The sequence below is a fragment of the Pseudomonas sp. 18-147 genome (assembly GCF_051048045.1).
GTDB classification, from domain to species: domain Bacteria; phylum Pseudomonadota; class Gammaproteobacteria; order Pseudomonadales; family Pseudomonadaceae; genus Pseudomonas; species Pseudomonas aeruginosa.
Map to the genome: position 1 here is coordinate 2,663,539 of NZ_CP182296.1, position 23,184 is coordinate 2,686,722.

At 55.9% G+C, this 23,184-nt stretch carries 16 protein-coding genes; 9 read left to right on the forward strand and 7 right to left on the reverse strand.

Going from position 1 to position 23,184, the window contains the following annotated elements; all coding sequences use genetic code 11:
• Positions 1-104: 104 nt before the first annotated feature.
• Entirely contained in the window at positions 105-980 is an 876-nt protein-coding gene (locus tag ACM0M4_RS12865) for a helix-turn-helix transcriptional regulator (RefSeq protein WP_225030684.1), read from the reverse strand.
• Positions 981-1,094: 114 nt separating this feature from the next.
• Between ACM0M4_RS12865 and ACM0M4_RS12870 the strand changes: the two genes are divergently transcribed.
• From ACM0M4_RS12870 to ACM0M4_RS12910, 9 genes are all read left to right on the forward strand, one after another.
• Positions 1,095-1,373 (forward strand): hypothetical protein, encoded by a 279-nt coding sequence (locus tag ACM0M4_RS12870; protein ID WP_225030683.1) that lies wholly within the window; start codon positions 1,095-1,097, stop codon positions 1,371-1,373.
• 131 nt (positions 1,374-1,504) lie between these two features.
• Positions 1,505-1,990, forward strand: coding sequence for a hypothetical protein (locus tag ACM0M4_RS12875; RefSeq protein WP_058199728.1), 486 nt, complete (start codon positions 1,505-1,507; stop codon positions 1,988-1,990).
• Between the two features lie 696 nt (positions 1,991-2,686).
• Positions 2,687-3,334, forward strand: a complete 648-nt coding sequence (locus ACM0M4_RS12880; RefSeq protein WP_225030682.1) for a peptidase M15 — start codon at positions 2,687-2,689, stop codon at positions 3,332-3,334.
• A gap of 236 nt (positions 3,335-3,570) precedes the next feature.
• Complete coding sequence (locus ACM0M4_RS12885; RefSeq protein WP_124171358.1) at positions 3,571-3,900, forward strand: hypothetical protein; 330 nt, start codon at positions 3,571-3,573, stop codon at positions 3,898-3,900.
• A gap of 246 nt (positions 3,901-4,146) precedes the next feature.
• Complete coding sequence (locus ACM0M4_RS12890) at positions 4,147-5,475, forward strand: HNH endonuclease (RefSeq protein ID WP_225030681.1); 1,329 nt, start codon at positions 4,147-4,149, stop codon at positions 5,473-5,475.
• A gap of 179 nt (positions 5,476-5,654) precedes the next feature.
• Positions 5,655-8,003, forward strand: a complete 2,349-nt coding sequence (gene zorA / locus ACM0M4_RS12895; protein ID WP_225030680.1) for an anti-phage ZorAB system protein ZorA — start codon at positions 5,655-5,657, stop codon at positions 8,001-8,003.
• Positions 8,003-8,746 carry an OmpA/MotB family protein gene (locus tag ACM0M4_RS12900; RefSeq protein WP_034020197.1) on the forward strand — a complete coding sequence of 248 codons (744 nt, stop codon included), beginning with the start codon at positions 8,003-8,005 and terminating at the stop codon, positions 8,744-8,746. The genes zorA and ACM0M4_RS12900 overlap by 1 nt, the downstream gene beginning before the upstream one ends.
• Positions 8,743-10,914 (forward strand): EH signature domain-containing protein, encoded by a 2,172-nt coding sequence (locus ACM0M4_RS12905; RefSeq protein ID WP_225030679.1) that lies wholly within the window; start codon positions 8,743-8,745, stop codon positions 10,912-10,914. The genes ACM0M4_RS12900 and ACM0M4_RS12905 overlap by 4 nt, the downstream gene beginning before the upstream one ends.
• Positions 10,915-10,921: 7 nt before the next feature.
• Entirely contained in the window at positions 10,922-13,951 is a 3,030-nt protein-coding gene (locus ACM0M4_RS12910; RefSeq protein ID WP_225030678.1) for a DEAD/DEAH box helicase, read from the forward strand.
• Between the two features lie 132 nt (positions 13,952-14,083).
• Here the strand turns inward: ACM0M4_RS12910 and ACM0M4_RS12915 are convergent, their stop codons facing one another.
• The 6 genes from ACM0M4_RS12915 to ACM0M4_RS12940 all read right to left on the reverse strand — a co-directional run bounded on the left by ACM0M4_RS12915 (position 14,084) and on the right by ACM0M4_RS12940 (position 22,976).
• A complete protein-coding gene (locus ACM0M4_RS12915; RefSeq protein ID WP_225030677.1) occupies positions 14,084-15,286 on the reverse strand; it encodes a GIY-YIG nuclease family protein in 1,203 nt (400 codons plus the stop codon).
• On the reverse strand, positions 15,279-17,390 hold the full coding sequence (locus ACM0M4_RS12920; protein WP_225030676.1) for a DEAD/DEAH box helicase: 2,112 nt from the start codon (positions 17,388-17,390) through the stop codon (positions 15,279-15,281). Before ACM0M4_RS12920 ends, ACM0M4_RS12915 begins: the two co-directional genes overlap by 8 nt.
• A gap of 117 nt (positions 17,391-17,507) precedes the next feature.
• Complete coding sequence (locus ACM0M4_RS12925) at positions 17,508-20,297, reverse strand: class I SAM-dependent DNA methyltransferase (protein ID WP_225030675.1); 2,790 nt, start codon at positions 20,295-20,297, stop codon at positions 17,508-17,510.
• Positions 20,298-20,680: 383 nt separating this feature from the next.
• Positions 20,681-22,075 (reverse strand): tyrosine-type recombinase/integrase, encoded by a 1,395-nt coding sequence (locus tag ACM0M4_RS12930; RefSeq protein ID WP_034020213.1) that lies wholly within the window; start codon positions 22,073-22,075, stop codon positions 20,681-20,683.
• A gap of 672 nt (positions 22,076-22,747) precedes the next feature.
• Complete coding sequence (locus ACM0M4_RS12935) at positions 22,748-22,849, reverse strand: SymE family type I addiction module toxin (protein ID WP_333482466.1); 102 nt, start codon at positions 22,847-22,849, stop codon at positions 22,748-22,750.
• The gene (locus ACM0M4_RS12940) at positions 22,812-22,976 is read right to left on the reverse strand and encodes a hypothetical protein (RefSeq protein WP_223716496.1); all 165 of its coding nucleotides are present in this window, start codon (positions 22,974-22,976) and stop codon (positions 22,812-22,814) included. Before ACM0M4_RS12940 ends, ACM0M4_RS12935 begins: the two co-directional genes overlap by 38 nt.
• Between the last annotated feature and the right edge of the window lie 208 nt (positions 22,977-23,184).

Here is a 23,184-nt window from a genome sequence, read left to right on the forward strand (position 1 = left end):
TGCAGTAATCGACCTAGGATGTTTGTTGGCTGGGGGAGGGGAGCGAAGGTACTCCCCTCCGTCGGTTGCGGTGACCGTATCGGGGCTGGGTCGTGAGGTAGATTTCAGTGGTACAGCCAAGGCTGCAGTTCATCAAGGTTCGCCGCGACAATCTGTTGAGCCGTCGCCTTGGCGTGCAACTTGGTCGGGTCGATCTGATAGCGCTGCAGCACGTATTGGACTAAGGCACCGCGGGTTTCAATCACCAATTGACCATCCTGCATGCCGTAGTCGGCCTCGATGATGCTTCGCTGCTCAGGCTTAAGTCGCGAATCGGGTTCGATGATGACCGGAACAAGCGTGTTCCATCCAAGGTCGTCTTCTCGGGTGTCTTCAGACTGGTCATCCATTAGCTCTGGGATACCACGGAAGCGGCTCAACACAAAGTCACGATAATCGCGGTTCTTCTCGCAGTAGGCCCGGACGTGCCAGCGTATGCCGGTGTAGATGAGTGTATGAGGTGCTATCAGCCTGGTTTCACCACTCGGGGTGGTAAAGGACACGTACTCGCACTCTAAACGTAAACCTTCCCGGCAGGCTCTGAGCAACGGGCGTAGCACTTCGGGGCGAACTGTACGATCGGGAACGCTCAGGACTTCTGTGTGGGCATAAGCGAGCGCTAACCCCTCGACGTGCGGGGCACGCTCGTGGTTTTGATTCAGCAGGTGTAGGTAGGCGCTGGCACTGTCGTCAATGAACAAGGGCCTGAACTGCTTACTCGGTACGTACCCTTTCAGATGCTTGTCGTATGTCAGATTTTTGGACGCATGCTCATTGATGTAGGTATTGATGTCCTTTGACGCCTGCTGTCGGCTGATCCCAAAGCTCTGCATCAGGTGACCTGTGGTTAGCCGTCCCTCCCACCAGACCACGGTCTCTATTAGCTTATAGCGAAGGGCCAAATCCCAGCGGACTGACTCGATCGACTGCTTACGTTTCATTGGCTCTCCATGTGCTCGAAATGTTTACCTGTACATGTAAACATTCTAGATACAACTTGGAAGGCTACATATCGTGAAGGTGTTCTAGGCCGCTGCGGGAGACTGGCCCTCGATATGGATTTTCTTACCTTGCTCTGGGCTGTTGTGGCCACGTGGCTTTTCCTGGGCTTGCTGGGCACCGGCTTGGTTATGTCTTTCTGGGTGCGCTGTGACCAATTGGCGGAGCAGAAAGCCAGCCTCCAGCGACAACTGGAGATTGAGCGCGCAGATAGAGCTGATTTGGTGAGCAACCTGATGGAGCTACAGGCCGCCCTGCGAGCGGAGAAATTTCATGTTGAGCAGCTGCAGCGCAAGATCCAACTGTTGCAGTTGCCCTATGGCCACGGTTGCTAACGTGTCGGAGGCGAGAGGGGCATTGATGAACGTTGACGCGACTAGCAGTCACTTGGGTAGAGAGCCCGCGAGCCTTGAATCAATCGTGGCTTGAGGGCAAATTGACACTATTAGGATATTGGGAGGGAGTTATGCAGCAGCTGACTACGGCGCAGGGAGCATTCGAGTTGACGTTGCTCAACGCCGAGTGCGCCAGAGATCAATTTGATGATCTGGTCATCGAGGGATTGAGCCTCGGTATTCCGGCAGAGATCATGACTCGTCTTGAGGCGATCTGGTCTACCACAAGGAAAATTGCTGGAGAGGTAATCACTGTCGGCAGGATCGTTGTGAGGCAGATTCTGGCATTCATCAAGGCCCATCCTGGAATTGCCATCGGCGTGGCTATAGGGGCTGCTATCGGGGGTATAACCTCAGCGATTCCTTTCATTGGTCCTCTGCTCGCGCCAATTACAACAAGCGCTGCAGTGCTGATGGGAGCAGCTGTCGGGGCCACCATTGATTCGGGAAGTCCCTCTTCAGATCCTTTGGTTGCGGCGATCCAGCTCGCTCGGAAATTCTTTGAGTTCATCCAATCGGTCTTTCTGGCAGTCAGAGACCATTACTCCGAGGTTTAAGGCTCGTCATGGATGACTACATCGCGAAGGTTCATCGACTACGGAAAGCTGCAAGGGAGCGGGTGCAAGCCGAAGACTCCACTCCGGATCAAGGTGCAATGGCCGTATCCGAAGAGCTAGCGGCCATTGCCTCTGAGGATCCTAAGGTTCGAGCGGCCCTCGATAAGCTTAAAGGTCGAGACCGAGTTGGCGTAATGGGGGAGGGGGCCGCACTTCTCGGCGGCGCTGGCGCGGGAGCAGCATTGGCCGGAAGTGCTGCGGGCATGGCAGGCGCTACCACATTGCTCGGCTCTACAAGCCTAGCGAGCCTGCTAGGAGGTGTGTTCGTTACGACCACTCCGATTGGCTGGGTAGTTGGATCTGCTGCAGTGGCGGGAGCCGCTGGCTACGGCATTGCAAAACTCATACGGTCAGGCAGTAAGCAGGATCAGCTAAGGGGCGAGTTGTCTGGTCGCATAGCCGCGCGGTTGGTCGAGCACTCTCAGCCTGCGGCTGAAGATGAGTTGGAGACACTGCTTGCCACGGCACTAAAGACTGGGACAGTTACTTCAGCGTCCGCGCAAAGAATGCAGACTCTGATGCAGGCGGGGCTGCTGCATCCAGACATGGCGTTGCAGCGTCTTAGGGCAATCGTCAGTTCGCATCAGGAGTGATTGCATTTATTGATCCTCCACAACTCAACAAGGATGTAGTCGAATGAAAAAGCCAACCACAGTTAAGACGCTGGAAGATCTCGGTCGAGTAAGACTCTCCACTCACTTCTTCATGCGCGACTTCCTCTATTCGGAAATCAGCCAGATTGAGGGTATTGCAAACATTCCGGATTTCCCGGATCGCGCCGTTGAGGCTGGACGACAGCTTTGCGAACAGCTGTTAGAGCCGTTGCAGGATAGGTTCGGCCGGATCGCCATTCGCTCGGCTTATCGATCGCCCTCGGTGAACGCCAAGGGGGCAGAGAATGGCAACCAGTACAGCTGTGCAACTAATGAAAAGAACTATGCCTCACACATCTGGGATTACCCGGATGAGCAGGGGCACCTGGGGGCTACGGCGTGCATCGTAGTGCCTGCATTGTTGCCCTGGTATGAGCAGACGGGGGATTGGACGCCGCTAGCCTGGTGGATTCATGACAATCTGCCGTACGCGAGCCAATTTTGGTTCCCCAAGCTTGCTGCGTTCAATCTGCGCTGGAGTGCCAATCCAGCCACGCTCCCGAGCATTAGCACCTATGTCCGTAATCCACACACTGGAGACCGGACAGCACTAGTCAAGGATGGTGTGGCTGCGTGCGGCCTTGAAGAGCGAAAGCTCATCGTCGGGCCATGGTTGGCCAGCCTCAAATGAATGCGCGCGGAAAATTGACGGATTTGCTGGTCAGGTACCAGTAGCCCGCGCCAGTGCCGCTCCGAGCCACCCAAACCCGCTTAGATAGTTGACCTGTATGAACACCCAATATTGGTGTGTCTAGTAGGGCGACATATCCTGCTGCTGTACCCGCTGGATGTGGGTAGGGAAAGCCCGCCGGTCAAGGATGACCAACCTGACGGGGCAAGGGTCGACATCGGCAGAGGAGCTGGGCAATGGAGCTTACCGCACATGCCACGCAACGTTGCAGTCAGCGCGGAATACGCTTACAGCAGATTGATTGGTTGATCGCGTACGGACGCCACGTGTGGAATCGAGGTGCTCGCGTGTACTTCTTCGATAGGGCGCATTTCCGGCAGATGCTATTCAGCCTGACGGCATCAGAACGACAATTGGCTGAGAAAACGCGCAACAGCTATGTCGTGGTGAAGGACGATCAGGTAATCACCGCCGGGCATCGTCAGCCGGTGTTCTGTGCCAATAAGCCGGGGAGTCACCACCATAGGCGTACTGACTGGCGGCATGGTGCATCTCGAGTTGCGTGAGCCCAGCCGCTGACCAGCGAATCAAAGGAAAAATTCCGTCTAGGCCTCTGCCGGTCTTTACCCACGAAAAGCAGGTGGATATTGTGAGGGGATTCATATTTTGCTCAGCCTCAGCTATGTCGTTCAGCAGATCGAAAGTGCTGAAGGTCGCCGTGGTGAAGGGTTAAACCACCACAAGGCGGTTTGAAATATGTGGTCAGAGCTTTATGCCTCGTGACAATAATGGATTGAAGTTGAGAGGGCGTCATGGCGTTCAAGGATAAGGCGGAGCTGCGTGCGTTTCTGGAGAGAGAAGCGGCATCAGTTTCTCACTTGCCGTCCCCGTCTCGGCGTGGGGAGCCCTCCGCCAGCGCTGATGAGTACGCTCGAGCGCTCAAAGAAATCGAGCCCCGTATTTCTGACGGCCAGCGTCGCATGCTGACAGGCCACGCTATAGCACCAGCGCAGACCTTAACCATGACGCAGTTGGCCGCATTGATGGGGCAGGACAAGTTTCAATCTGCCAATAGTCAGTATGGTCGACTTGGTGGAATGCTAGTTGCGGCTCTTGGTGTGCCGAGGCCTAAGTGGTTGGTCTATGCCATCGCGAGCTTCGATGACAATCCGGAGTCCGGGAAAAGGCGTGCGCGTATGCATCCTGAGCTGTGCCAAGCGCTTTTGCAGTTGGGGTGGATATCTGAGCAGGATTTCGGTGACGCGATTACCCGTCAACCTAGCAAAGAGCAGGGGTCGGCTTCTGGACCTCATCAAGGCTCGCTCAGTGCTCAAGATGTCATTTCAACGCTGGAGAGCGCGGGCTTTAGTCGGCCCGAACAGTCTGGTCTCAAGGTAGTGCGTCTGGCGCATCCAGCTCTGACTGCCCCTGTGTTCGTCAAGCAGAGCGCCAGTGAGACGCCACTCGTGCTACACCCGCAATACGAAGAGCTGCTCTCTAGCTGGTCGAACATCCAGGGTGTCGAGCAAGGCCAAGCGCTTTACTACCACAACAGCAATCTCCGCGGCTTTCCCAAGCGGCGTCATACCGGGGTTACAGAGATCAGCTATGGCATTGACCTGGGCTTCCAGCATTCAGGTGCGCTCAAGGCGCTCATCCGTCAGCTGATCGGCCAGCCGCAGGCAGTGGATGACGTACAAATCACGCCGACACGCTTGTTCTCGCAAGGTGACTTGGAGGACATGGCCCTGACCGACACGGAGCGAGAGGCCTTGATCAAGGCGCGTATTGGTCAGAATGGCTACCGTGAGGCGCTTTTGGCTTATTGGGGAGGTTGCGCGGTTACTGATTGTTGTGTGCCTGAGTTACTGCGCGCGTCGCATATCAAGCCCTGGCGCGTCGCTAGTTCTAGCGAGCGATTGGATCCGTTCAATGGCCTTTTGTTGACTCCAAATCTTGATCAGGCCTTCGATCAAGGTTTAATCAGTTTCGACGACGAGGGTCAAATTCTGCTCAGCGGCGATCTGGATCCCGCTAGCGCTACGGCGCTGCACCTCACGTCAAAACTTCGCTTGCGTCAGGTTGAGCCACGTCACCGCGATTATCTGGCTTGGCACCGTGAACACTTGTTCAGAGATTGAGTATGTCGTTCTCATGGACTGCCAGTCCATCCGTAAAAAACTACGCAAGGCTGCCAAGGCTGAGGGTAGTGACCAGCGGCGACAAGCTTACGGGCCGGATTGAAGCCAACTCGTTTCAGCGCCGCAGAATCTGCCATCACCTCTAACTTTTTGTACGCCGACCCCACGGACGGATTGCCATGACTGAACTGCTGCATCACCTCTGGCCCAACTTCTCGCTGCTGAAGCAAGGAAGCACCGAAGCGTTGGGTGCGTTTTTCTGGATTGTCATGGCCACAATCTTTGCTGGGTCGCTGCTCGCTTTGCTACGCAGCTGGCTTCACTTTAAGGGGCGAATGGGCAGCTTGAACAAGCTGCTAGCGGGCCAGACACGCGAGAACCTTGCCATCAATCGGCGCGAGATGCTGCAGAAGGCCGATGCCCTAAAAGACAAGCGTATCGCGTCGCTTTGGTACGAATTTGACGACAGCTTGGTCGCATCCAGCGATCAAAAGAAATTGTTCAACACCTTAGATGCTGATCATTTCTTCAACGCGCGCACGTTGGCCGTGGGATTGACGGCAAGCCGCTTGCTTGGCGCCCTCCCAGGGTTGTTGGTGGGGCTGGGTGTGCTAGCTACCTTTGTGGGGCTGACCATCGGCCTTTCTAAGCTGAAATTGGATAGCCATGCAGGTGTTGAGCAACTGCGTGCCGGTATCGACGTGATGATTCAGGGGGCTGCCGTTGCGTTCATGGCATCCGTCTGGGGGGTGTTCTTCAGCTTAGTGCTCAATTTGATCGAGAAGCTGGTCGAGCGGAGAGCGCTAGGGCAGATTTTGGACCTGCAGCACCGTATTGACGCGCTGTATCCGCTCATTCCCGCGGAGCAATCGTTGGTTCACATCGCTGATTACAGTCGGGAAAGCAAGGAGGCACTGCAAGAGCTCCACGAGCGTATAGGTGACCGCCTTCAGGAAAGCTTGGTAGGCATGAACGAGGCTATGCAGGCGGCCCTTACGGATGCCCTGAACAACATTATGGCTCCGGCCATCCAGACCCTCGTCAGCACTACCAGCCAACAATCTACGCAAGTATTGGAAAAGCTGGTGAGCAATTTCACTGATGGTCTCACTTCGGCTGGGCGTGAGCAGGGCAGCCTGATGCAGCAAGCTGCTGCCGATGTAAATGCTGCGGTTGGCGGAATGACCGATCGTTTGAATCAGCTATTCCAGACTCTGAGCGATCAGCAAGGGCGACAGCAGGAGGTGGCCAGACAGCAAAGCAGCGAGTTTCAGGCTCAGATGGATCGGCTTTCTTCGTCAGCAGATCAGCGCCAACAACAATTGGAGTCACGCTTCAGTGAGCTGATGAGCGGATTGACTGGCCAGTTGGATACGCAGCTTAGCTCCGCGCAGCGACGGGATGAAGAGCGCCAGGTGCTTTTCGAGCGCACCTTGGTTGAGGCAGGGGCGAGCCAATCTGCGTTGTTGGAGAGGTTTGCAAGCGCAAGCCGTGAACAGCTTCAGGCTATGGCAGAGGCTGGAAACGAGCGGCATGGCAATCTGGAGAAAGTCTTCTCCCGGTTAATGATGACACTGAACTCCCAGCTGGATTCGCAAATGGGTGCTGCTGAGACGAGAGAGCAAGAGCGAGCCTTGCGCCATGATCAGCAGCAGGCTGCGGTATTGGCGCAGCAACAGCAGTTAATTGGCAGCCTTGGGCAGACCAGCCAGCAGCAGATCGGTGCAATTGCTGAAGCGACGGCTGCACAGCAACGTGCTTTGGAGGAGTCAGTTAGCAAGCTGCTCGGTAACTTCAATGAGCAGATGTCGGGCCATGGCCAGCAGGCTGAGCAGCGTGAACATTCTCGCCAGCAACGCTTCAACGAGCAGCTGGAAAGCATGGCGGCGCAGCAGCATGCTCTGCTGGAAGGTATCGCCACAGCTGTACAAGCAACCCAGCAGCAAAGTCGCCAAATGGCTGAGCAGCATCAGCAACTGATGGGGCGTTTGCAGCAAGCCAGCGACGCGGCAGCTACTAGCAGCCGGCACATGGACAGCAGTGCCAACCAGCTCGGATTGCTCTCAACCAATGTTCGTCAGGCAGCAGAGCTTCTTGGTCAGCGGTTAGAAAGCGTGACGCAGCGTATTGAGTCCGCTGGTGAGCAGAATGCTGAGCTCGCAGGCCAACTGCGGCAACAAGCTACCGCTTTGGCGCAACTTCAAGGTGCGTTGTTGGACGGCGCTCAGCGCTTCGAGCAGGCCGCCGCAGAAGCGCGCAGCGGATTTGGCGAGATGAGAGCTCATCAGCAAGAGTTCCTAGCCGGAGTGCGTGGTGAGTTCACTGCTCTGGGAGAGGCGCTGCGCAGTCAAGTGCAGGGGGTCGAGCAGCAAGCTGAGCAATGGCTGCGTAGCTACTCCACCGAAGTTCGCGACCAGGTGCATGAGCGCATGGACCAGTGGAACAAGGAAACCCTGAGCTTTGCTGGCCAGATGCATGCCGCAGTGCAGGCGATCAGTAACGTGGTCGACGAGCTGGAGGCGCGCTAATGCGTTGGCGAAAATCCCATGACGTACCAATGGAAGACGAGGATCCGTACTGGAAGTCTTTCGTGGACATTATGTCGGCGCTGCTGGTGCTCTTCATCTTGGCGTCGGTGGTACTGATCCTTCAGTTGATGGAGAAAAGCGCTGATTTTGATCAGCAGGTCGAGCAGCTGAAGAAAGCAGAAACCGTACGGCAGCAGATTCTCGATGAGGCGGTGGAGAAGCTCCGCCAGCGCGGAATTAAGGTTGAGGTTAGCGAGAACCATACGGTCCTGCGTATACCCAACGAATTGCTTGGCTTTGACACGGGCGCCTTTGAAATTCAACCACGCTACCAGCCGACGGCCCTGGAGATCGGGGAGGTCATCAACCAGGTAATCAGTCGTGAAGATCGGGTCAACTACCTCGATACCATCTTCATCGAAGGGCACACAGACAACCGCCCCTTCCCGGGCTTTATGGGGAAGGGGAACTGGGGATTATCGACGTTTCGTGCAATCTCACTCTGGCAGTTCTGGAGCACCGAGATGCCTGAAGCGGAGCGTCTGAACCGACTGAGCAATCAGGACGGTGAGCCTTTGTTCTCGGTTAGTGGCTACGCCGAGACTCGCCCTGTAAGTAAGCGGCAGGACGGGGAGGAAGACTATCGGTTGAATCGTCGTATCGACATTCGCTTCACCATTCGCCGGCCGCAGAGTTCTGAGTATGAAGCGGTTAAGTCATTGCTCGGGAACTCAACTAAATGAAGCTGCCGCCGATCGATAACCGTCCTGGTGAGTGGTCGCCTACGGTCATCGAGGGCTGGTCGCGCTTGGTGGAAAGGGCCAGCCGCATGAAGGCGAAGGCCGGTAGCGGCGATGCTTTCGAGCGAGCTATTGCCCGGTTGCGCAGCATGGCTAGTAGTGGGCGATTCGACGGACTAGTTGAGTTACTCAGCCGACGTCTAGGTGCTAGAGCGCTTACTTGGCTTTGGTTGCATGATGATTTTGCTGGTACTCGACTGTTCAACGGACGAATGCTAGAGGCCTTGTTGGAGAACCAGCAGCCCCGCTTGAGCCGACTGACGTTGATTCAGTTGCTCCAACTGTATTTCATCGTTTTTGATCGCCTTGACGAGAGAGACAAGCAGGCCAAGACCAGCTTACGAGGAAGGTTGGAGTGGCATTTACTGGATCAGCTCAAACGTTTGCCGGAGAAAGCTCGGCCCCAATCATTCGTTGCTGATCCGTTAACAACGCTCAAGACGGAAGGAGATTGGCTGCTGGCACTGGACGGCCCACTTCGTCTCGCACAGGCTGTGCGACAGCGTGGCAAGGAGCTAGCACAGACTTTCGAAGAGATGGGCCTGAGCGGATTTGATGTCGGACGTTATGGGGATATCTGTCGCGCACACTTCTACTTGGAAAGGCTGCGCCAGCTGCGACCAGGTGAGTGGGATGAGGTGCTCGAAGAGCTGCTCAAACCATCAGTGAGTAAGGCACCGTATGAGGCGGATAGACGCATTGGTCATGCTGCACTGGAGATCATGATCGATCGTGCTGGGGATGATCCAGGTGACACCTGGCAAAACTTCATTCTCAGCCTGGCGGGTGATCCACGTATTGCGAGCTCAGCTCCGAATTTCCGCGAGTGGTGGAAACCTCTGGGCGAGGAGCGCATTGGTAAGGTGCGCGGGTGGCTATCCAAGGAAGACCTGCGTTTATTCCTGCAGGCTGTTGAGCAGTATGGCGTGGAGTCAGGCAAAGAAGACCTCCAGCGTATGTTCCCGGCACGCAAGCTCTTTCTGGAGGGGTTGTTCAAGCTTGGCCTTATCCGATACACACGGCTGATGCTCGGTAACAGCGCCACGCACTCCGTTAAGCGCATCCTTGGGGGTGAAGTAAAAACTAGTTTTGCCAGCATGGACTCAGTGATGAATGACAAGGCTGTGATCTATCTGGACTGCGGTGATTTCCATTTAGTCGAGGGCTCGCATAGCTTCAGAATCTGGGCCTATCTCGGTCAGCCGGGCCATTGGATCAAGTCATACGAGCGCAATCATTTCTCGCATCATGACCTGACTATTTCGTTGCCCAGGGAGTACAAGGCGGCCTATCCGGGTCTTCCCTATGAGGCAGTGGTTCACAACGGTTCCTGGCAACACAAGGTGTTCGAGTTTCTGGCAGAAAACGGCATTGCTCTGGATATCGAGAAGCTGCTTAGCCGATCGGACTACAAAGCGTATCTAAGCAGGTACGGCATGCCGGTTGTTGGGCTAAAGAAGGCGAGAGTTGAGCCCTTAGTGCCGCCGACTGCGGAAAGTGGGATTAGCAAGGATCGGGAGCTTGGGGCCATGAGCTCGGCCGAGTCGAACCTGGTCAAGCTTCAGGCTGCAAGGAGGGTTGCATCCTCCGCAGGAGCACCTGGTCCCTCTCAGATCGAGCTCAACAAGACTCAGCGTTCAATCTTGACCTATTTAGCCTCGAATCCAGATCGTTCCATGGGGGAAATCCGGCGGGCGATGGATGGGGATGAGGCTTTGCTTTACGAAATACAGGAGAGTCTCAGGGGTAGGCTTGCAGCTTACGTTCAACAAAATGACGTCTTCCAATGGTCCTTGTCAGAAGCAGGGCGAAATCTACTTGGAGACGTGCCTGCCCCTGCTCGAACCAAGAGCCCTAGTACGGGCAGCTCTAATAGCGCAGCTCAGCTGAAGCGGCTTGGCGCGTTTGAGTTGCAGGTGCTTTGGTACTTCAAATCAAACCCAGGCGACAGGGTGAGATCTGCGGCCAACGTTCTTGATGTTGAGGCGCGAGAGATTAATCGGGTGCTCTACGGAGCCCTTAAAAATATGTGTGAGCAAGGCAGAAACTTTGGCTGGGCAGTAAAGGCCGACATATCTGACGCCTTGGAGCAACTGCCAACAGAATCGTGAGACGACCATGGGATTGGCTGACATCTTTAAAAGCCTGCTTGGCGAGGGGCGAGCAACGCTGAGCACGCAGCAGGGATTTGCCTACGCAGGGGACTCGGACGGCGTGAATTTCTACTTGGACAAGACGGTGTACGCGGCGCTGGCCACCGGCCAAGGGAATGCCTTGCAGAAGGTCCAGCTGATCGTTTTGCGTATGCTGCAGGAGCAGGGCTTAGCTGAGCCACTTGCTAATGGATTCCATGTGGCTGCTGAAGACGTCGCCGGCATGGATGATGAGCAGGCTGAGATTCTTCGTTTGCCCCGCCGGCTCAGTATGAGCTTTGTCAGCAGAATCAGCGGTCGAACTGGGCATAGTGGTTTTCGTGTCGATCTGACAATTCAATCCAAGGCAGGTGAAGTGCCCTTCACGCGGAAGGGGCCACTGCTCTACCTGACGTCCACAGAATGCTATCGCCTGACGCCTGCTGAGTTGATGGGGCTAATGGCGTGGGAACACCACCAAAACCTGCCAGCACAGCAACGAGGAGAAGCCTCCAATTTGCGGATGATGGCTGAGCTGCAGACCGCTGCGCGTAGCGGGATGCGTGTCGACCTCAGCCATTTTGAAAGGCTGGATGTGGTGGTGCCGGAGAACATTGGCGTCATTGCTACGCGTCTGGCAGATGGCAGCCTCATGCTCAGCCCCAGCTTGGGAGATGGCTCTACACCGGATCAGTTAGAGAAGCGCTGGTCCCAACTGGATATGGGAGCAGATGGCGGAGTATTGCGCATCGACAACCGTGTGGTGCTGCTTGAGCCGCAGAAGATGGCTGCGATTAAGGAAGTGTTGGGCAGTAAACGCATTCCTGCTGACAGAGTCGCGGAGTTCATTGCCACACCAAGCGCGTTCCTGGATGCGGCGTTGGTCAATCTTGACCTTGGTTTTTCTGTCCGGGTCGCAGGCATTGGCAAGCTTCAACACATGGAGTTTGGCGACCTAGACAATCAGAAGAATGATTGGTTTGCACTGGATTCACGCCCCGCTCCCGCTGAGATCATTCCGAAGTTAGTGCAATCCGAAGAGGACCTACAGCACTTCAACGAGCTCTACAAAGCGGCCATTGAGCAGGGCGCGACCAGCATGACCTTTGGGGGAGAGACGATTGATATCTCCGATCCCGCCCTTGTTGAGCAACAGCTGAAGAGGATTGAGGCGTCTCTGAGGGACCCGGCACTCGACGAAGTGCCCGGGGACTCATTGTCAGTAGAGCCCAAAGAGCGAGTGAGTGTGCTGCTACGTGATGCTGACGAGATCAGCAGCACGTTGTTGCGCAAAGCAAGCGAGGCTAAGCCCGCGCACGAGCCTGAGTGGAGTGCGTACGCGCGCCAACCCTTCCCGCACCAACGGGAGGGGGTTGAGTGGATGCTTGGGCTGCTGGAGTCGGCAGTTTGCGATGATCATGATGATCTGTATCGGTTGCAGGGCGGACTGCTCGCTGACGATATGGGGTTGGGTAAGACCTACATGTCGCTGGTTACAGTAGGTGAGTATCTAGCACAGCAAAAGGCCTCTGGGCGTGCACAAAAACCAGTGCTTGTGGTGGCTCCCTTGAGCCTGCTGGAGAACTGGGAAGATGAGGTCGGGCAGACCTTTAGAAGCATCCCATTCCGGGACATCGTAGTGCTGCAGTCCGGAAGGGACTTGAGCCGCTTCAGAGTCAAAGGGGCCGAGCGAGAGTCCGCGCAATTGGCTTCGCTGATAAATGACGATGGAGAAATGGACGATGAATCCATTCGCTATGCGCTCACCATCGGTCCAGAGGTGGGTGTCCATCGCTTGGATATGGACCGCCGCCTGGTTCTGACTACTTATCAAACCCTAAGGGACTACCAGTTCTCCCTGTGTAGGATTGACTGGGGGCTGGTGATTTTTGATGAGGCACAGAACATCAAGAATCCTAATGCGGCGCAAACGCGAGCGGCGAAGGGCTTGAAAGCGGACTTCAAACTGTTGGCTACCGGTACTCCAGTCGAGAACAGTTTGGGGGACTTCTGGTGCCTCATGGACACGGCCCAGCCAGGAATCCTAGGAGGCTGGAGCCAGTTTCGTGACAATTGGATCAAGCCGATCCTGGCTGCGACAGATGATGAAAAGGATGAGGTTCGGCGAAGGGTTGGGGCTGATCTGCGAGAGGCTGTAGGCAGATTCATGCTCCGTCGTATCAAGGAAGACCAGTTAAAAGGGCTTCCAAGCAAGACCATCCATAGCGGCGTGGCGCAGCCTCAAGGGGGGCTTCAGCTTCATGCAGCTCATCTTGCGGTTTCCATGAAGGGCCTGCAGCTTCAAGCTTACGACGCCGTGCTCGAGGGCTTCCGGGCAAGGCGTGCGACTGAGGACATGCGCGGTGCTGCGCTTGCAGCTCTTTCTCAGCTTCGAGAGATCTCTCTGCATCCTCGTCTTCGTGAAGAGGCAGCGCTGATAGCTGGCAGCGCTAGTGAGGCGCGTACCCATATGGCTCAGTCAGGGAAGCTGGTGGTGCTGCTGGACTTGCTCGATCGAATTCGTCAGGGCGAGGAAAAGGTCATTCTGTTCATGGTCACCAAACGGCTTCAGAGGATCTTGAAGCTGTGGCTCGACCAGATCTACGGGTTGGACGTAGCGATCATTAATGGTGAGACCGCGGCAGTTGCGAAGAGATCAGATGAGCTGACTCGCAAAAAACTGATCGGTGTTTTTGAGTCTAAACCTGGCTTCAACATCATGATCATGTCTCCGGTTGCTGCAGGGGTTGGATTGACTGTGGTCGGAGCTAATCACGTTGTGCATTTGGAGCGACATTGGAACCCCGCCAAGGAGGCTCAGGCGTCCGATCGTGTGTATCGGATTGGCCAGAAGAAAGACGTGCACATACACCTGCCCGCTGTGCTCCATCCGCAATTCGACTCTTTTGACGTTCACCTTGATCGCTTGCTTAGAGGCAAGCTGATGCTCAAGGATGCGGTAGTGACGCCGGAGGTCGTGAGTGAGGGGGAGATGATTCACTCAATGGGGTTGTGACGAGCAGAGTTAAGGGCTGCGCGTTGACTTGCCGGGGGCGGGGCAGCGTTGTTGCCTTCGTTCGTTTTTCTCAAATAGCCTACAGTGACAGGGCGAAGCGATTGCTCTCCGCCCTGATCAGATCATCGTGCATTACCCAGCGTATGAGCTGATGAGGCGAGCAGTCTGCGGGTCGTAAGTTACATCGGTAATCGACCCATCTCGAATACGTTCAACCGCCTCATCGATCACATGCAGCGGCACCAGAAACCACTCCCTAGGTTTGACTGGATGGCCAAAGCGATCTTCGATGGTCAAGTCCAGCTGCGCTGCGCCGAACAGACGATGGAAAATTTTTTCCAGCCTCGTGCGGTTCAGATTGTGCAGCTTGTAAGTAGCGACCACCTCCACATCAGCCAGCAGGTAGGTAGCATCTTTGTCCGCACCTGCGATGCGAGTTTCAACCTTGCCACCAGTCACGCCGATCTTGTGGATCAGCTCGCGGTGCTCGGCTACAAATGGGTGGTTGGACTGGCTGCGCAGCACATAGATAATGCCAGTCTCGATGTCGTCCGGCTCTGCTATGTCGCTGAACAGTGGCCCGGAATCTACCTTGATGAGCCGAGATCCGGCACGCCCCTCACTGTCCTTGTAGAGCGCCCGTTGCAGGGATCGTAGTAGCAGATCGCTTTCCGTTTCATTGGAGTAGATGACGCGCAAACGCCCATTGGTCTCAGCATTAGGCGTTTTGTAGGTGTCGCCGATCTCGGCGACATAGGCAATGAGGCCGCTCAGAATGAAGAAGTCTCCGGCCTCAATACTGGCGTTCTTGCCAAAGGGCCTGGTTGCCCACAGGTTTTGCTTGAGGCCCGCTTCAACCTCCGCGAACAGTGGCTTGAACTTCTCGAAGTCCTTACATGGAGTCCGAGCGGCCATTTCTTCTGCGGCTTTAATTGCAGCACTGGAGCGCACATGCCGCAGCACGGTGATGTCATCCTGGTCGACGGACTCGCTACCGATGCCTAGCTCGGCGAGCAATGCGTCTTCATCCAGCTCATCCACATTTACTGCTGCGGCCGCAGTACCTGACAGTAGGCCGTAATTATCCAGGTCGGCCAGTAGGGTTTGTGCCTCCGGCAACTTGCGTAGCTGATCCAGGCGCACGGCGTACAAGCGCTCGAAGATGTCACGGTCTTCGCCATGCAGTGGGGGGCGGCCGTGGGTTTGATAGAAGCGCTGGATGTCCTCGAAGCCAGCGATGATGCGTTCCTCGCGAGGGGTTCGAGTGGCTGTCTTGAGCGTGGGGACTTCTACCCCCAACGCATCCAGCAGGTCGTCATCGTTCATTTCAGCCATTGGCGGATTCCCCCTGCGCCGCTTTGGCTTGGGCGCGGTAGCGTGCCAACGCGGCTACGCCTTCAGCCATGCGCTTTTCCCAGGCATCGGCAGAGTTGATGTCGGGCAGGCGGCCGCGCTCGTTCTTGAACTGCAGGGCACGCTTGGCCAGCTCTCGCGCCTCATCTTCAGGGATGCTCACCTTTTTGGCCGCAATGCTGGCCTGCACCTGGCGTAGGGATTTTTCATCCATCGCCTTCGCCAGTACCGCATAGGCCGCATCGAAGGGGTTTATGCGATCGATCAGGTCAATATCCAGCTCGCGCACGTTTACGAACTTGCGCACGCCATCCAGTAGCGCAGTACTGCCTTGCACGTTGTCGCCACCATTAGCATCAGCCTGCGCTAGAGCCAGCTTGGCCTGCTGGGTAATGTTCATAGCGGCAATGGCGTGCTGGCGGATGGCCTCCTGGTCGACGTCACTCAAGTCGGGGTAACGTTCACGTACGATCTTGCCCATGCGCAGTTGGGTCAGCTCTTCCGGCAGGGTGTTTTCCTTGTCGAACAGGCCGCACTCCAGGACGGTTTTGTCCTGCAGGAAGCTGGTCACTACTTCGTTCAAGTCTTCTTTGCAGATGCGCGTGGCTTCCGTGCTTTGCGGTGTAGTCAGGCCGTTAATCTCGACATGGAACTGGCCCGTGGTTTCATTCACACCCAGGTTGGTGCCGCCCAGTTGATACCCCTCCGCCCCGTAATTGAAGCCTTCTTTCGGCCCGGTATCTTTCGGGGTGAACTCATAGCGCGGGGCGAGCACCTGTTCCATCAGCAGGCTGGCGGAAATGGCCTTGAGCATATCGTTTACCGCTTCGGCTACAGCTGCTTGATCAGCCATTGGCTCAGCGATCAGGTTGGTGAAGCGCGAGCGCTCCTTACCCTCGGCATCACGGGTGGCACGGCCAATGATCTGCACGATTTCGGTCAGGCTCGAACGGTAGCCGATGGTCAGAGCATGCTCGCACCAGATCCAGTCAAAGCCCTCCTTCGCCATGCCCAGCGCGATGATCACATCCACGTTGTCGCGATTGTTCTTCTGAGCCGGGTCCTTCAGTGCACCGAGCACTTTGGAGCGTTTGCCTGGGTCGCTGTCATCCACCAGGTCGGCCACTTTCAGCGTGCGGCCGTCCTTGGCTTGGATCAGGTGGAAGCCGGTCGCTGGGTCGACACCTTGCCAATCGCCCAGCGAGCTCATGATCTCGTTGACCTCGCGCTCCTTGTCTTTGAGACTCTCGCGGGCATTTACGTTTGGAATGTGGACGATAGTTTTCAGCGCTGGGTCCAGCACCTTGGCGACCGCATCCACGTACCTCCCGGTGTAGAAGAAGTAGCCAATATCCAGTGACTTGAGCCAGCGATAGCCGTTGAGCTGCTCGTAGTAGGTGTACGTCACAGTCTCAAACTTGTTCTCTTCCGACGGGGCAAGCACGGCCTCGCTGTCACCACGGAAGTAGGAGCCGGTCATGGCAATCAGATGCACCTTGTCGCGGTTGATAAACGCGCTTAGTTGGCTACCCAATTTGTTGTCCGGGTTGGCGGAAACGTGGTGGAACTCGTCGATGGCAATCAGGCGGTTGTCGAAGGCGTCAATACCCAACTCTTCCACGGCAAAGCGGAAGGTGGAGTGTGTGCAGACCAGCACCTTGTCGCCGCTCTTCAGGAAGGCGCGCACGGCGTCTACCTTGGACTTGGCCACACGCGGCTCATCGATGCCTGGGGCATTGCACAGGTTCCACTGTGGGGCTACTTGCCAGTCCCAGTAGAAGCCATGTTGGCTCAGCGGCTCATCGGCGAAGCTGCCGCCAATGGAACGCTCGGGTACTACTACGATGGCTTGCTGCAGGCCCTGGTTATTCAGCTTATCCAGAGCGATAAACATCAGGGCGCGAGACTTGCCTGATGCCGGTGGCGATTTGATCAGCAGGTACTGTTCGCCACGCTTGGCATAGGCGCGTTCCTGCATGGTACGCATGCCCAGCTCATTGGCCTTGCTGGATGCTCCAGTGTGCGCTGTAACGATGGATACCGACGGCACCGTGTAGCTGTTGGTCGGGTTGGTAGTGTTAGTCACTGTGATTCTTCCTCCATGAGGGTGCCATCACCCGGATATTGTTGATGCGGCCTTTTAGGTCAGCCAACCACTCGCTGCAGCCTTCGAGTGGTGTAGTTAGGCTAGCAGGGGGATTGCTCACGCCTTTTTTCCCCGTGGTTTCTTCGGCGCGGCCATTGCTGTTTCTGCGATCATCTTGGTGTAGAGATCAAACAGCTTTTCCAGACGCTCGGTGTCGTTCTTGAAGCGGCGACCGATATAGATGCGCTCCAGTACTTCATCGTTGCGCTCGTGGGCGCGACGCAGGTTATCCGGCATTGTGTCCGGGTCGTACAAGTCGGCGATGGTTGCGGGAAAATGGGCTTCGCGGGCTATCAGGATGTCCTCGGCACAGCGGGTCAGATCGGTCTTATTCTGCTCGGTGAGCAGGGGGACCGGGAAGGTGTTGTAGCAAGTGGCCGATGTATATCGAATCCTATCCTCTAGTTTTCCCGCCACTGCACGAACCCAGCAAATATGCATGGATGACGAAATAATTGCGAAAACGTGCGATTTGGGAGCCTGCACAATGCTTGCTGCGTTACTTACGATATAGCGGTCATCCAATAGGCCTGCCGTGATGTATTCGCGCCTTTCCGAGAAGACGGTTGGAATAATGAGCTGAAGGCCGTGCTGCTTGTTTGTCCACGCGAATCTATGGGGACGACCAACTGCTGTTTTTGCTCGCGTACCCGCATTCATTCGAAATTTTTTGACCGCATCAATGCGGTTGGCAATATGTGGACTCTCTAAAGCCAGAGACACATCAGCATCCTCAATCCACAGACACCAGCGGGTCGTGCCACGGATGAATTCGCTCGAGCCAAGATAGGGCCGTACAAAGCGCTCAAATTTACCCATCGAGTCCGTTAAAATGGAACGGTATTCGTCGCTCGACAGTATGAGGTGTCCGCCGTCTAACGCGCCGCTTCCATCGGTAATTAACGAATCGAATGAGAGTGGAGCTTTCGCCGCTGTTACAAAAACTTTTTTGGCATTTAAGAGGTAAGCGTTGATCTGTTCAACTTGCCGAACGCTCGCCACACCGGATGTTCCGACATCGTACAAAAATTTATTTTTTACAGGAGCCGGAGATAGGCCAATGACGATTACTGATACCCCAGCGTTATAGCTCGCTAAATTTGCCCATTTAAATGACGTGTGAGCGAAAGCAATGTCCTGACCCAACTCAAAAATTAGCGGCCACAGTATTGATGCTTGAAGCCCTTGGCAAACTGAGTTGGTGGTTACGAAGGCAGAAGCGCAGGGCGAGCGCGAACTGTATTCAGCGGCTTTGATAATCCAGCCGGTTACATAATCCAACGCTTTCCAGCCATCACACTTGGAAGAAAAAAGCTGACCAAGTTCTTCCGTCTGCTCTGGGGTTCGCCAGTTGCTGCCTTTGTAGGGCGGATTCCCGCAAATGAACGTTTCTCCTCCTTCGTTCTCGAAGTCAATTTCCTTTTGATCCAGCGGCGTGCCAAACAAATCATCGGCAAGCACTTTTACACCTGTGCCTGTAGGTGGACAGATGCTCAACCAATCCAGCCGTAGCGCATTGCCGCACACAATCCAGTTCTGCGCATCCAGCGGCAAAAACTCGGCCAGAGCATCCTGCTGGCCGCGATACAGCACGTCGCACTGAAACTCAGCAATGATCAGCGCCAACCGTGCAATTTCTGCCGGGAAGTCACGTAATTCAATGCCACGGAAGTTGGTCAACGGTATTTCTGACCTATTGTGAGCCTCACCCCGGCGGCGATTGATTTCCGCCTCGATCTCGCGCATCTGCTTGTAGGCGATAACTAGGAAATTGCCGGAGCCACAGGCTGGGTCGAATACGCGGATATGCGCCATGCGCTTGCGCAGGTTGAGCAGCTTGGTTCTGTTGTCACCGGCCGCTTTCAGCTGAGCGCGCAGATCATCCAGAAACAGCGGGTTCAGCACCTTTAGGATGTTGGGCACGCTGGTGTAGTGCATGCCCAGTGCGCCGCGTTCCTCATCGTCAGCCACGGCTTGGATCATGCTGCCGAAGATGTCCGGGTTAATTTTTTGCCAGTTCAGGTTGCCGGCATGCAGCAGGTAAGTGCGAGCCATGCGCGTAAAGCGCGGCGCCTCGGTACTGCCGGAGAACAAGCCGCCATTCACATACGGGAATTTGTTGGCCCAGCCAGGCAAGCGCGGTTCGGCGCTGGCGCGCTCGGCGAGCTTGATGTTCATGGCGCGGAAGATTTCCGACAGCACCTGGTCGGTGTTGGAGCCATCGCGCTCGCTGAACTGTTCAACCGTTTTGGTAAACAGACCATCGCCATGGAAAATATCGGTGTCTTCGGCAAAGAAGCAGAACACCAGGCGCGCCATAAAGTGGTTCATGTCGGCGCGGCGCTCGGCTTTGGCCCAGTCCGGGTTCTCGTTCAGCAGTTCGACGTACAGCTTGTTCAGGCGGCTGGTGGCGCGCACGTCGATGGGGTTGTCCTTGATCTCCTTGATGGTGGAGATGCCGGCCAGCGGCAGCAGGAAACCGAAGTGGTTGGGGAGGTCTCGGTAGTCGCAGGTGATGGTTTCGCCCGTGATCAGCTCCTCAGCCTCCAGCGTTTGCCCATCGGTGGCGAGGATAAACTTGGCTTTGGCTTTTGTGGTGGCCGAGCTGACGCTCAGAGCCTTGAGCGTTTCGCCTACGCTGCCGGGCGTGCAGGTGGCGATATGAATATTGTTGCGCAGTAGTACGCCGCCAGGTACGTCCGATGTGTTGTTGTTGCCGGCGCGCAAGCGCTTGAGCGTAGTTTCCTTGTTGCCGAACGCGGCCAAGAAGGTGAATGGAAACTCTGCTGGGTCAAAGGGTTCTAGGGCCAGGTCTGATATGGCGGACTCAATTTCTACTGCATTCATGCTTTAACTCTATCCAGATCGCTGGTGCGCGAAGGCGGCGATTTTAGCCGCTAATTTTTCTTGGGTGATGGCTGCATCCTGGCCGGCACATGCCGTTCTGTCGGCTTGGCGGCGGCATCGGCAACTCAGCTATGCTCGGGCGCATCCGTTTATACCGGATGCCACTTGATGCGGCGGAGCGCCCTGAGCCAATGACCGAGAAATCAACCAACACCAGATGCCGGGGATGATAGAGGAAGGTGCATCTGTAATGTGAAAAAGCCGCAGAATAGTATCTTCGAGTGTAGAGCGGGGCGGTTGGCGGCGCTCACCGACAGGCTTACTTCTACGATTTGCTGTCAGCGTCGTGAGGGTACTTTCCGAAACGGGTAGGCGAACCGCCACTAGCCCGTCGACAAGGACGTCATAAACGTTTCTAGCTTCGCTCCCAGAAGCCGCCAAGCTTCTGTTTTCTCCTTTGCATAGTCGTGATGCAAGTAATGGCGGCGCACCTTAGATCCGCCCAGTAAGTGGTTCTGACAGCGGTCGATGATTTCCAGAGTTACTCCAAGCTCCTGCATCATCGTTGCACCGGTGCGGCGTAAATCATGTGGCGTCCATTCACCCTTGGTGCCTTTGCTCAACACCAGTGAGTCGTCATGGTGGCGGCCTGTCAAAGGTTTGCTGCGGTTCTTGAAACGGCACTGCCGATCACCGATCAGCTTGCTGACCGTCTTGGTGTCGACATGGTTTTCCTCGTCTTTGCTGGGGAAGCAGAAGGGAGTATGTCCGGTTTCTTCTTTCAAACGCCTGAACTGTGCCAGGGAGAAAGAGGACAGGAACACGTGGTGATCTTGGCGCTTGCCCTTATGTCCTTTCGTGGCTTCGGCTGGGATGAACCAGGTGCCTTTGTCCAGATCCACATGGCTCCATTTGGATTTGAGCAACTCGCCGATACGGCAGAGTGTGCTCAGGCAGATCCAGACGGCACATTGCACGCGCGGATTGACCGGGCGGATGCCGGAGTATTTCTGGCCGGCGGGGAGGGCATCGTAGTCGCGCTCCAGGCGGGCGAAGATGTCGCGCAGTTCGCGGATTTCGCCAGGGGAGAGCACGCGGTCCCGCTGTTCCTCGTAGTCGTGGTCGAGCAGCTTGTTGACGTCTATCAGATCGGCCGGGTTGCCATCGGCCATTAGGGTGCGCCATGGCTTGCGTTTCTCGGCCCAGCGCAGCATCTGACCGATGTCCTTGCTGCGGATCACTACGGTGCGGTTCAGGCCACGGGCTTTGACTGAGCGCAGGACGTTGAGCAAGTCTTTCTCGGTTAGAGTACGCAGCGGCTTCTTGCCAATGAGTGGAAGCACGTCTTTTGTGAAACTGCGGCGCAACTCGGCGTTGCCGTCCTGGCGGGACACGCCGTCGCGCATCCATTCTTCGAAGAGGTCGGCGACCGTCTTGTTCTCTGCAGTCTGGCGCTCGGCCTCGGCAATGGTGGCCGCGATGGCGGCCTGGGCTTCGATCTTGGCAGCCTTGCGGGCAGCTGTGGGGTCGATCCCTTTGGCAGCTATCGCTTTCACTTCGTCGCGTTCGGCGCGAATCTGCGCCAGCGATTTCTTCGGCCAACTGCCCAGGCTTTGGTCGCGCTTCATTCCATCTTGCTTGAATTCGTAGCGGAACTGCACTGTCACGCCACGTATGCCGGCACGGACTTTGGCGACCAGGCCTCCATCCTCCCGGAGGATCCGACCGTCATCGGCAGTGGTGAGCGCTTCCAGTTGCTTGGCTGTCAGTTTGGCCATGTCCTACCTCTTGCCTAATTCGGTTTCATGGAATTTTACCCCACTTTTACCCCACCTATTTGCTTGGCTGTCGGTGGATGCTCGTGGATCGCGGTGGACGTTAATTTATCCTGTATGCCCCGTATTTAGTAGGGTTTTTGCGATCCATCAGTGTCCACTGGTGTCCATGAAATTTCATGGATTAAGCGCATGGGGTGCAAGGGGTCGAGTGTTCGAATCACTCCGTCCCGACCAAAAAACCCTAAAAAATCCAGTCACTTAGCGGTGACTGGATTTTTTTATGCGTAGTGGTTTTGCGGTGCCTTAGATTTTTGTGCCACTTTTTGTGCCACCGAGATTTTGTGCTGCTATCGAGCGAAAGGCTGGTTTGTTATCCGCCGCCTTTATCCAGTGGTCGAAGGCACAGCTTCTCTTCTGTGCTGCCAGAGGGAGCTCCGGGTTTGTGCATCTCTACAGCATTCAGTTTCCGCTTCGTATGCGCATTGCTTGTAATGGTCAACCCACTGTCCGGGATGGGTTGACCACTACAAGGAGACAGCGGTGTCTGAGCGACGTTTTCCTACGAGGCCTGGCGTACGAGCGCAGGGCGAGATGCGGCAGGAATGGGATGAAGGTTCACAGCGAAACCAGCGCCCCCTGAGCAGATACTCTCTGCCCGAGGGGCGCTTGGCCTCAATCCTCAACTTGCATGACAAGGCGCCGCCTGGTGACCTGAATGCTCACCTTGCAGCCAACCTCAAAGCCCGCAGCCTCCAGCCTCCAGCCAATCGCCACTCAACCGCAGGTAGGGAATTTGCCGTGGTTTGCCACGACGTTCCCAGTCGCTATGACGGCTTTCATAAAGCTGATAACCGACTTTTAAATGCCGAGACTTCGAAAGAGAAGCTTTCTTGATGGTCATGAGTTTTTTCCTAGAGATCGTTCAGTTTCGCCTCCTGTTCAGAGAGGCGGCCGGGCGCTTGAACACCGCTCTAGGACGGCCCGCAGTTTTCCCCCGAAGGGTCTTGTATGGCTGCGCGCCACCCGGCCATAAGCGGGCATGACCGAAGATTCGATCCTGCAAAACTTATGGACGCAAAAAAACCGCTTGGCTTTCGGGAGCGGCTAAC